We start from the raw sequence: 10,605 nt of genomic DNA, 5'->3' as shown, positions 1-10,605 counted from the left end.
TGTGGTTGATGATCTGCAACATTGAAGACAAACGAGCCGCAAAGAGAGCGAAACAAGGCAAACGAGCCTCGGCTACCGCCAGCAGGCTCGTGGAAGGAGCCCGAGTTTCCGGCTGGAAACAAGCCATCAACCAAATGGCCGTAGCCTTTCCCGCCCGCTTCGACAAATACCTATAAACCTAGCCCCACACACAAACAACTTGACACGCTCCCTACCCGCCCTTCGCGCTCACCGGCGAGGCGGTTGGGGCATCGGCAAGCACTGCCCGTGAGCGCCAAGGGTGCGGTGCAGGTATCGCAGTAATAGTTCGACGAGCGGATTCGCCCGTTCGCCCACCCCGCCCTTCGCGATCACGAAGAGGACCAACGCACGCTAATGCGCGCCTGCCGGTGAGCGCGAAGGGCGGGAGGTAGGTAGCACGGAGCGCAGAGATTACTTAAGAACTACTCAGATCGGAGCCGCCGGAGGAGCCTGAATCGCTTTCTTCATTGACAATGTCCAGTCCGGAGGCTTCCATCCATTCGTGGACGACCTTCTTCAGCTCTTCGCCATCCTCTATCGCGTCTGCCATGTCAGAGATGTCTTTTTGCGTGATGAATTTGGTGACCGCGGCGACGGATTTTTCTTCTTCGCGGTCAAAGAGGCTGTCGTTATAGATGACTACGAAGTTTTCTGGCAGCTCTGGTTGCGCATCCTCACAACCGTGAGCACCGGAGGGCTCGACGGTGGCAAGTTGGGTGGGCAAGGTAGACATGAGTGCAATATGGGTGCGGGCTAGGAAGTCTTCCCCGCCCGGCTCACTGTCTTCTTCTGCCTTTTTATATTCCGCCGAGATATCGCGCGCCTCACCGGGATTAAAGTGGCTTAAAAAGTTGCCGGTGCAGCCGACGTAAAAGTTGCCCTCTGGGTTCAGGGAACTGCCTTTGTCGCCATGTATTTTGAAGGTTTCTTCTTCCTTCAGCTCGGCGGTACGCCCTTCCTCCAAGAGCGACTGCCGGAATACCTCGCCTAAGATGAGCTGATCTGTTTCTGCAGGGTCAACGACGATCTGCACCTGTTCCGGTTCGGACTTTGCCGCAGCGGGGCTAGTGTCAACCTTGTCTGAGCAGCCGACAAGCAGCGCAGCGCCTACCACCGCGGTAACAGTAGCGCGGGCAAATCGACGGGCGGGGCTGCGCTTCACTGAGTGTGCTCCTTTTATTCTTCTAGGTCAACGATACAAACGGATGGATTCAAACGTCTCACCGAGTCTACCGTGCAGGCGTGTTTACCTAAGGTAGCGCCGTGACTAAGATGGCAAGAGTTATGTCTAGCTCTATTACCGAATCAGCCGTACGCGAGGCTCTTTCCCACGTACAGGATCCAGAAATCGGCCGCCCCATCACCGAACTCGATATGGTGAAATCGGTCGATATCGAAGGAAACGACGTCACCGTTGGCATTTACCTGACCATCGCGGGCTGCCCCATGAAGTCCACCATCGAGACCAATACCCGCGCCGCGGTCGAGGATATCGACGGCGTTGGCAAGGTCACCGTAACCATGGACGCGATGAGCGATGAGCAACGCCGCGAGCTGAAGCAAAAGCTGCGCGGTGGCCAGGCCGAGCCCGAGATTCCCTTTGCGAAGCCCGATTCGACGACCCGCGTATTTGCGGTGGCGTCGGGTAAGGGTGGCGTCGGCAAGTCCTCGATGACCGTCAACCTTGCCGCAGCGCTGGTGGATAAGGGCCTGAAGGTAGGCATTGTCGATGCCGATATCTATGGCCACTCCGTGCCCAACCTGCTCGGCTCAACCGACGGCCCCACCGTGCTTGATGATGAAATGCTGCTGCCGCCCATCTCCCACGGCATTAAGCACATCTCGATTGGGCAGTTTGTGGAGGGTAACGCGCCCGTCGTCTGGCGCGGGCCCATGCTCCACCGCGCGCTGCAGCAGTTCTTGGCAGACGTATTCTGGGGCGATCTCGATGTTCTCCTCCTGGACCTGCCACCGGGCACCGGCGATGTGGCGCTGTCCGTTGCGCAGCTCATCCCGAATGCGGAGCTGCTCATCGTCACCACGCCGCAGGCCGCTGCGGCCGAGGTGGCCGAGCGCGCCGGTTCCATCTCCCAGCAAACGCGCCAGCGCGTGGCCGGCGTGATTGAGAACATGAGCGCCATGGTCATGCCGGATGGCTCCACCATGGACGTCTTCGGTGAAGGCGGCGGCCAGATCGTCGCAGACCGCCTCGGCGTCATTCTTGGCCACGAGGTGCCGCTGCTGGCCTCCGTGCCGCTGGATCCGTCCCTGCGCTCGAATAGCGATGCCGGCACGCCCATCGTGCTCGAGGCTCCCGACTCCCCTGCCGCGAAGGAAATTAGGGCGGTTGCTGATAAGCTCGCCATCCGCTCCGATTCCCTAGTTGGCAAGAGCCTCAATTTGGGCGTGAACTAACAGCGCGTTGTATTAGGTAACGTCGCTCCATTCAGAGCCGCTGCCGGTGGAATCTTTTCCACCGCGCTGCGGCTTTTGTTGTTGCTGGGGCGGCTGCTGCGCCGGCTGCCGGGTGGTTTCGGTGGTATCGCCATATACCTCGGCATAGTTAAAGGTGGGCCGGGCAGCACCATTGTTGTCTTGCGCGCGCTGTTCGGGTTCTTTCGGCGCGGTGCCGGATTTGATATCTTCGGCCATCTTCTGGGGATTGAAGTCGTCCCAGGCGGAATCGTCGCCATCGAAAAGCGCCTTGGTAATAGCACCCTTCGGGCCTAACCGCGTCCACTGTGCAGCTTGGTTGAGCGGGCCGCGAATATCATCGAATTCCGCGGAGATGGACCCCATCTCGCCGTTGAGCTCGGCCTTCGCATTATTGATGGCCTTGCGGGCGGCGTAGATGGCCGCGCGCACGTCCTTGATAACCTCCGGCATGCGCTCGGGACCGATGATGACGATGCCGAGGAGGACAATGACAATAATCTCGGGCCAGCCAATGGAAGAAAACACGGTTAAATCCTCGCCCTCCGTTTAGTTCTGTCCGCGCTGATTGTGTTTAATCGCGCGTACCACCGTCTCAACTTTATCCAGGAAATCCTGTTCCGGCCGGTGCGCCGGGGTCGACGCATCGGGCCCCGGGGCCACGCCTTCCGTAGCCATTCCCGCCAGCTTGGCTAATAAGGACAGTGGGGCCTTCACCGCGGAATCATCGCTGCAGTGACGCACCCACTCGGAGGCATGGCGTTGGTGGTGCACGTCGGCGCGGCACTCCGCGCAGTGGACTAGATGGATGCGCACGCGGTGCATGGCTTTGGGCTCCATCTCCCCATCTACGAAGGCGACGACGGCCTCTGGGCCGAGGTGGCCGATGGAATCGTTGCGCCGCGCCCGCGCCTTTGCCTTATCCCGAGCCTTTGCCTGCGCGGGGGTAAAGTCGCCCCGCACGCTGAGCCTGGAGAGGGTGCGGCGTCCGCGCAGTGAGTCCATCGACGCCCTCCTCACGTTCATGCCACAGCCGGATTAATCACACTTAATCCTCCCCTGCCGCGCGGCAGGGGAGCTAACGATTCGATTCTAGCGCGTGCGCAACAAGATGCGCGCTTCCGCATTGGTCTGTGCCTCTTTTTCTAGCGCCGCGCGCAGTTGGGAGCGGCCGCGGTGGATGCGCGAGCGCACCGTACCCATCTTCACGCCGAGGGTTTCGGCAATTTCGTCATAGCTCATGCCTTCGACATCACACAGAACCACGGCGACGCGGAAATCCGGCGCCAGGCTATCCAGCGCGGACTGCAGCACGGGATCCAGGTTGGCCACGGTATAGGCCTGCTCCGGGGTCATATCCGTACCCGGAACGCGCTCATAATCCTCAGGCAGGGACTCCATGCGGATCTTGGAACGGTGACGCACCATATCCAAAAAGAGGTTTGTGGTGATGCGGTGCAGCCAGCCGCCAAAGGTACCCGGTTGGTATTTATCCAAGGAGCGGAAGACACGCATGAAGGTCTCTTGGGTGAGATCCTCGGCATCCTGCTGGTCACCGGATAAACGGTAGGCTAGGCGGTACACGCCATCAGCGTGCTCTGCCACCAATTCGGCCCACGAAGGCATCGTGGCTTCCCCAGCATCGAACGCCGCGGTACCGGTCAACTCCACGTTCGCATCGGTGGAGGCAACGGACTCGGCATCGCGCTTCGTTTCTGTCATGGGTGTCATTTTTCTACACTCAGCGCGGAAACTCCAGCCACTGCGCTGATAATATCCTGTGAGTCCGTCACATACTTCCCACAGATCACAATTTCGCTGGCTGCGCGCGTTTTTGCCACCCTTTCGCGCAACTTTACCTATTGTCTTAATCGTGACTACTACCGCATATGACGCACTGCGCTCCTATATCGATTCCACCAGTGAGCCTTCGGCGGCTCTCCGCGGCGCCCGCGACCACGCCGAGGAATACGGCCTGCCCGTCCCGGATGAATCCACCGGCCAGCTTCTCACCACGCTGACGGCAACTTCCTCCGGTGTGGTAGACCGTCCCCAGGCCGTGGCGATTACCCCCGCCGCCTCCGTCGTCGGTCTCTACCTGTTCGCGGGCATGCCAGATAACGGCATCCTCACCTGCATCGACCCTGAGGCCGAGCACCAGCGCAGCGCCAAGGCCGCCTTCCGCGAGGCCGGCTACGCTTCCACCCGCGGCCGCTTCCTCCCCTCGCGCCCCCTCGACGTGCTCGGGCGCTTGGCCACCGAGGCCTACCAGGTCATTTACGCGGACGTCGCCGCCCTCGACCTCCCCGCCCTCATCAAGGCAGCCTGGCCCCTGCTGCACCAGCACGGCACGCTCGTGCTTGCCAATGCGCTTCTCGATGGCACCGTCGCCGACACCTCCCGCACCGACCGCGATACCGCCGCCGCGCGCGAGGCCGATGAGTACCTCCGCGAGCTCGAAGGCGCCACCGTAACCCGGCTCCCGCTGGGTTCGGGGCTGACATTGGTAACGAAGCTTTAAAAGGCGGCATCGGCAAGCGAGGGCCCTGCACGCGCTAAAAGATATCCGTACTCTGGGTGTACATGACAGCCGGACACTGCCCCATAAAGTCCCCGCCCGCGCACGGCGGCGAAACCACCGCGTGGCAGGTCAACGCGTTTCCTCCCTGGCGTGGCTGCCACCCCAACCCAAGCTTGAACCCGCACCTGATTTAAGAGAGGAATGCCGTGACGACTCACCGCCCCGAACTCCACTTCATCCCCGATGTCGGCATCCTAGACGCGCCCGCCGGCGTCCTTCGCGATGGCGATACGTGGCACATGTTCTACCAATATCGCCCCACTCCCGATGCCCCTGCGCGCTGGGGACACACCTATTCGGAGGAAGCGCCGTTTAACTGGCTGGACTGCGATGATGTCCTCGCCCCAGTCGGCGGCGAGCTCGCCCTCCGCGCGGGGTCCGTGGCCCAGGGTGAGGACGCTACCAACCTCTATTTCACTTCCGTGACCGCGACCGGCACCTCCATTCGCCTCGCGCGCTTTTCCGGCATTGACGATGTCTGCGAGGTGTCCGATGACTCCTCGGCCCTCGACCCCAACGTCGTGCGCTTCGGCGAGGTGGCCGGCAATACCACCGACCACACTCGGTTCCGCTCGCCTTCCGTCGTGCCCGATTGGGCCACCGATGACCGCGAAGACGGCCACAAAGGTTGGCTCATGTTGGCGCTTTCCGGCCGCACCGAAACCCCGCAGCCGGTCCTCCTAGAAAGCCACGACGGCATCTCATGGTCCCTGCGCGGCAGCCTTACCTTCGAGGGCGACCCAGGCTTCCTCGACGGCGAAGTGCCCGCCGACTCCCCCATTCCTCCGGTGGTTTCCCCGCGCATCGTGCGCCTGCGCGATGAAGTCGACGAAGAGATCTACGACGTACTCTTTGTCACCCTCGAGCGCGACGGCCGCGATGTTTCCGGCTACCTCGTGGGCCAGCTAGAAGACGCCACCTTCACGGTGGTTTCCGGATTCCGCCGCGTGGACTTCGGCCACGATTTCTCCCGCCCGCGCAATACCAACGCCACCGCAGGCACGATTCCTGAAGAAAGCCGCTACGAGCGCGCCGTCATCCTCGGCCTGCTCAACGGCAATGGCCGCGGCGACGACGCCACCCAACACGCTTCTTGGGATGCCGAAGGCTGGTCCAATGCCCTCTCCCTGCCGCGCCAGGTCACGCTCGAGGGCGGCGTCTTGTACCAGGCGCCGGCCACCGGCCTGCCCGAGGCGGTCAAGCTTTCGGATTACGCGCGCTCCTGGACCGGCGTCATGGAGGTTCCCACCGGCTCCAGCGTCACCATCACCCTTCGCGATGGCAACGGTGACCCCGCCGCCACCATCTGCCACTCCGGCGAGGAAATCAGCCTCGATCGTTCCATGAACAAGGCCTTTGACCACTACTTCGCTGATTCCGCTCCCGCCACCGCCACGCTTGCCGATGGCGACTCCGACACCCTCACCATCATCCAAGACGGCTCCACGGTGGAGGTCTTCGTTGACGGCGGCCTCATCGCCATGGCCTCCCGCGTCTATTTCGACGGCGGCTGCTCCGGCATGGATGTCGAGACCACAAGTGAAGCAGTCATCGAACAGGACTGGCAGCGCTCCGGCTCCAAGCTCTAATACTGCTACCCTCCTTCCCGGCCGCCCGCCCTTCGGGACCCACCCTTCGAGCACTCGCCTCTGCTCCTCTCGCCTTCCGGCCAACCACCTTCTAGCCGCCCCGCCCTTCGCGCTCACCGGCGAGGCTGCGGGGCATCGGCAAGCAGCTCCCCGTGAGCGCCAAAGGAGGGTACGGTAGCTGGCTGATTCCACCCCCACCCTTCGCGCTCACCGGAAGCACAAATGAACCGCCCCGCGCGCTGCTGGTGAGCGCGAAGGGCGGTATGTATGCCGAAGGCGAGGTGTCTTGAGGCGAACCTGCGTTTATTAAACCGCGCGGAGGCGGTCCAGGCGGGCGCGGGCGGTGACCGTCAGCGTGGGAGGAAGGGCGGCCATTCGCTCGGCAAGCTCGTCGGCGCTGATGTGGCGGGCGGACGGGCTCATTCCTACCTGTGCGGCGATGGCCGCTTTATCCAGGTGAATGGGGAAGGAAATATCGACTGGGTCGGCCGCTTGCTCGAGGTGGCCTTCTGCCTGCTCATACATGCGCTCGACCTTGCCCTCTTCCACGCCGAGGATGCCGAGGGGTTCGCGCAGCTCATCGAGGTGCCCCGCGCCCGGGGTCAGGACGATGACTTGGCCGCCGGGAGCGAGGACGCGCTGGAATTCGGATGGGTTGCGCGGGGCGAAGACCACGGAAATCGCGTCGATGGATTCATCGCGGATGGGAAGCTGCTGCCAGACATCGGCAACCACGGCACCCACGCGTGGGTGGCACTTGGCCAAGTGCTTGGCCGCATGCGGGGAGATATCGAGGCCGACGCCGCGCGCGCCGTCGATGGAGTCAAGCGTGTGGGCCAGATAGTAGCCGGTTCCGGCGCCGACCTCGAGGAGCGAGGCGGGCGTAGAGGCAGACAGCGAGCTGGCATCGAGCGCGTCTTGCACCGCGCCGGTCACAGACTCGACGAAGGGCGCGAAATGGCCGGTGGCTAGGTACGCTTCGCGGGCGTTGACCATATCCATGTCATCGCCCTTGTGCTTGAGGCCGGCACCGGCCGCTAAGGTCACATACCCTTGCTTGGCCACATCAAAGGAATGGCCGGATTCCGAAACGAGGCGGGAAAAATCATCGACGCCGGAAAGCGCCGTGCCGTCGGATGGATCGGCCAGAATGTCGACGATATGAGAAAGCATGTATCCAGACTAGCTAGAAACCTCGGTCAACAAAGAACCGAGCTCCGCGGCCTCTTCTTTGTTCAGCTCGATAACGATGCGCCCGCCGCCGTCGGATGGGATGCGCATGACGATCTTGCGGGATTCCACCACCGCTTCCATTTCGCCGCCAGTGGTACGTGGCTTCATTGCTGCCATAGTTGGGCTCCTTAACTTTCTTCGTTTCTTTCCAGCTTAGTCCCTTTTTGCCCGCTTTTCCGCGCGGCCGCTAATTCCAGCTCCAGTTGCGCGAGCAGATCATCAACCTGATCTTGGCGGTACCCACGCGGCACGACCTCGAATTGCACGTCCTCAAAACGGCCCTGAGCTGCGGCGGCGCGGTTATTTTCCAGCACCTTCTGCGGCTCATCGGGTGGGTCCATCACGGTCCCGGGCCCAAAAATCGAACCCCACACCCACGTTCCGATCACAATGAACGCAATGAGCACCACGATGAGCACAATCCAGGACAGCATGGCTTAAATCCTACCTAGCAGCGGCGGGCGCTGAGCAATCGGCGCACTCACCCCGGCGCGCGAGAGCAGCGTACGCGCCACGATATCCGCCATTGGCGCCAGCTCATGAAGCGGCCGGTTGCGGTGGACTCGGGTGCCTAGGTCGACTTCTGTCAGCCCGCCGCGCTTGCCGATGTCCACCAGCAGCCCCGCTTCCACCCCATAGCCTTCCACGAAGGGCACCTCTAGCGCGGCCGAGCGGCGAAGAGCGTATTCGCCGCCTAGGGGCTGGTCAATGTGGGCTAGCTCTGGGAAGAACTGCCGGATGAGTGGCTTTGCGGTCAATTCGGTCACGCGCCCGCCGCCGGTGGGTTGGCCGTTGAGGCTGCGCCGATAGCGGGCCTTGACCATATTCACGCCGGGATCCTCAAAGGGCGCCGCGAGTGCTGTGACCATGCCGGGCGCGGCGGATTCTAGGTCGGCGTCGATGAAGACGACGACGTCACCGCGCGCGGCGGCGACCCCGCGCCACAGAGACTCGCCCTTGCCGGGGCGCGGTGGCTCGGGCAGGATATCGCGCCAGTTGCGCACATCGGCGCCAGCGGCGCGCGCGACTGCGGCAGTCTCGTCGGTGGAGTCGGCATCGATGACGAGCACTTCGAGGGGGTCATCGGCAAGGCAGGCGCGGATAACGCCGGCCACGGTGGAAGCCTCGTTGAGCGCCGGGATGATGACAGAAACGCTCATGCGAGCCCGCGCGTGGTATCAAGGGGCGCGGCCGTGCCCTGGATGGCGGCGATCATACGGATGACGTCGACGGTCTCGGCGACCTCGTGGACGCGGAAGGCGGCCACCCCGTGGGCTGCGGCCCAGGCGGTGGCAGCGAGCGTTCCGGCGACGCGGTCTCCCACCCCGCGCGCGAGGGTCTCGCCCACGAAGTCCTTATTGGATAGCGCCATGAGTACGGGCCAGCCGGTATCGACGATCTCGTCGATGCGCCGCAGGAGTTCTAGGCCGTGATAGGTGTTTTTGCCAAAGTCGTGCGTGGGATCGATGAAGGTGAGCTCTTCCGGGCAGCCGAGCCCTGCGGCCTTTTCCGCCAGGGCAGTAGTCTCAGCAATAACGTCGGCGACAACATCATCAAAGTGCACGCGGTGCGGGCGGGTGCGCGGGGTAATCCCGCCGGTATGCGAGCACACGTAGCCCACGCGGTGGTGGCCGGCGACCTCGATAAGCTGCGGGTCCCAGCCGGCCCAGGTGTCATTGACCAGCCCTGCCCCGGCAGCGATCGCTGCCTCGGCGACCTCACTGCGCCAGGTGTCTACGGAAATAAGTACCTCCGGGTGGCGCTGGTGCACGCGGGCGATGGTGGGCACGACGCGATCAATTTCTTCCGCGCTATCGACCTCTTCGCCCGGCCCGGCCTTGACCCCGCCGATATCGATGATGGAGGCCCCCGCCGCAATGGCTTCATCACAGCGCTTGAGGGCGGGGTCCATGTCAAAGGTGGCCCCCTTGTCATAAAAGGAATCTGGAGTGCGATTGACTATTGCCATCACGCGCGCGAGGCTCAACGCGGCTCCCTAATGCGCTTATCGCTCATGACCTTGTGACGCTCGATGATGTGGGCGACGGCCTCATCGGGGTCATCGGTAAGCAGGAAAAGCTCTTGGTCGTCTTCGTTGATATAGCCACCGGCGGCGAGGGTATTTTTTATCCATTCCAGCAGGCCAGACCAGTATTCGGTACCCATGAGCACGATGGGATAATTAGTGACCTTGCCGGTCTGGACCATGCAGAGGACCTCGAAGAACTCATCCATGGTGCCCATGCCTCCGGGCAGGCAGACGAAGGCCTGGGAGTACTTCAAGAACATGGTCTTGCGGGCAAAGAAGTAGCGGAAGTTCAGGCCCAAGTCCACGTACTCATTGAGGCCCTGCTCGTGCGGCAATTCGATGCCGAGTCCCACAGAGAGGCCATCGCCCTCGTGCGCGCCCTTATTCGCCGCCTCCATGATGCCGGGACCGCCGCCGGTAATGACGGCGTAGGCGCATTCGGCAAGCTTGCGGCCGAGTTCTTCGGCCATCTGATAGCTCGCATCCTCAGGCTTGGTGCGCGCGGAACCAAAGACCGTTACGGCCTTAGGCAGCTTGGCCAGCGCATCGAAGCCGGCCACGAATTCGCCTTGGATGCGCAGCACGCGCCACGGATCGGCATGCTGCCATTCGTGGTCCGCGCCGGATTCCAGCAGGCGCTGGTCAAAGGTGGAGCCTTGTTCTCCCTCGCTACGCAGCAAGAGCGGGCCGCGCAGGGTACGCATGTGGTCAGGGGTCAT

At 62.7% G+C, this 10,605-nt stretch carries 13 protein-coding genes and 1 pseudogene; 4 read left to right on the top strand and 10 right to left on the bottom strand.

Annotated features, from left to right (window positions below; all coding sequences use genetic code 11):
* A pseudogene (locus HMPREF1257_RS12480) lies at positions 1–176 on the top strand (IS256 family transposase); the annotation flags it as partial.
* A 260-nt stretch (positions 177–436) separates the two neighbouring features.
* Here the strand turns inward: HMPREF1257_RS12480 and HMPREF1257_RS05080 are convergent.
* Complete coding sequence (locus tag HMPREF1257_RS05080) at positions 437–1,183, bottom strand: hypothetical protein (protein ID WP_023026292.1); 747 nt, start codon at positions 1,181–1,183, stop codon at positions 437–439.
* A 122-nt stretch (positions 1,184–1,305) separates the two neighbouring features.
* Between HMPREF1257_RS05080 and HMPREF1257_RS05075 the strand changes: the two genes are divergently transcribed.
* Positions 1,306–2,436 (top strand): Mrp/NBP35 family ATP-binding protein, encoded by a 1,131-nt coding sequence (locus tag HMPREF1257_RS05075; RefSeq protein ID WP_023026291.1) that lies wholly within the window; start codon positions 1,306–1,308, stop codon positions 2,434–2,436.
* 12 nt (positions 2,437–2,448) lie between these two features.
* Here the strand turns inward: HMPREF1257_RS05075 and HMPREF1257_RS05070 are convergent, their stop codons facing one another.
* From HMPREF1257_RS05070 to sigE, 3 genes are all read right to left on the bottom strand, one after another.
* A complete protein-coding gene (locus HMPREF1257_RS05070) occupies positions 2,449–2,982 on the bottom strand; it encodes a twin-arginine translocase TatA/TatE family subunit (protein WP_023026290.1) in 534 nt (177 codons plus the stop codon).
* Between the two features lie 21 nt (positions 2,983–3,003).
* Positions 3,004–3,480 carry an anti-sigma factor gene (locus HMPREF1257_RS05065; RefSeq protein ID WP_051138379.1) on the bottom strand — a complete coding sequence of 159 codons (477 nt, stop codon included), beginning with the start codon at positions 3,478–3,480 and terminating at the stop codon, positions 3,004–3,006.
* 66 nt (positions 3,481–3,546) lie between these two features.
* Positions 3,547–4,176, bottom strand: a complete 630-nt coding sequence (gene sigE, locus HMPREF1257_RS05060; RefSeq protein ID WP_034659280.1) for an RNA polymerase sigma factor SigE — start codon at positions 4,174–4,176, stop codon at positions 3,547–3,549.
* A gap of 151 nt (positions 4,177–4,327) precedes the next feature.
* Between sigE and HMPREF1257_RS05055 the strand changes: the two genes are divergently transcribed.
* Positions 4,328–4,975, top strand: coding sequence for an O-methyltransferase (locus HMPREF1257_RS05055; RefSeq protein ID WP_023026283.1), 648 nt, complete (start codon positions 4,328–4,330; stop codon positions 4,973–4,975).
* Between the two features lie 206 nt (positions 4,976–5,181).
* On the top strand, positions 5,182–6,624 hold the full coding sequence (locus HMPREF1257_RS05050; protein ID WP_023026281.1) for a GH32 C-terminal domain-containing protein: 1,443 nt from the start codon (positions 5,182–5,184) through the stop codon (positions 6,622–6,624).
* 306 nt (positions 6,625–6,930) lie between these two features.
* Here the strand turns inward: HMPREF1257_RS05050 and HMPREF1257_RS05045 are convergent, their stop codons facing one another.
* From HMPREF1257_RS05045 to HMPREF1257_RS05025, 6 genes are read right to left on the bottom strand one after another with little or no spacing between them, the layout of a single operon-like run.
* Complete coding sequence (locus HMPREF1257_RS05045) at positions 6,931–7,797, bottom strand: methyltransferase domain-containing protein (protein ID WP_023026279.1); 867 nt, start codon at positions 7,795–7,797, stop codon at positions 6,931–6,933.
* A gap of 9 nt (positions 7,798–7,806) precedes the next feature.
* Positions 7,807–7,974: a DUF3117 domain-containing protein gene (locus HMPREF1257_RS11810; RefSeq protein WP_005280113.1), complete on the bottom strand. Its 168-nt coding sequence runs from the start codon at positions 7,972–7,974 to the stop codon at positions 7,807–7,809.
* 11 nt (positions 7,975–7,985) lie between these two features.
* Positions 7,986–8,291, bottom strand: coding sequence for a DivIVA domain-containing protein (locus HMPREF1257_RS05040; RefSeq protein WP_023026277.1), 306 nt, complete (start codon positions 8,289–8,291; stop codon positions 7,986–7,988).
* Between the two features lie 3 nt (positions 8,292–8,294).
* Positions 8,295–9,017 carry a glucosyl-3-phosphoglycerate synthase gene (locus HMPREF1257_RS05035; RefSeq protein WP_023026275.1) on the bottom strand — a complete coding sequence of 241 codons (723 nt, stop codon included), beginning with the start codon at positions 9,015–9,017 and terminating at the stop codon, positions 8,295–8,297.
* The gene (gene folP, locus HMPREF1257_RS05030) at positions 9,014–9,826 is read right to left on the bottom strand and encodes a dihydropteroate synthase (RefSeq protein WP_023026273.1); all 813 of its coding nucleotides are present in this window, start codon (positions 9,824–9,826) and stop codon (positions 9,014–9,016) included. Before folP ends, HMPREF1257_RS05035 begins: the two co-directional genes overlap by 4 nt.
* A 14-nt stretch (positions 9,827–9,840) precedes the next feature.
* On the bottom strand, positions 9,841–10,605 hold the full coding sequence (locus tag HMPREF1257_RS05025; protein WP_023026271.1) for a TIGR00730 family Rossman fold protein: 765 nt from the start codon (positions 10,603–10,605) through the stop codon (positions 9,841–9,843).

Origin of the sequence: Corynebacterium sp. KPL1814 (assembly GCF_000478175.1) — a bacterium.
Lineage (GTDB): Bacteria > Actinomycetota > Actinomycetes > Mycobacteriales > Mycobacteriaceae > Corynebacterium.
This window is presented reverse-complemented; position numbering and strand designations above follow the sequence as displayed.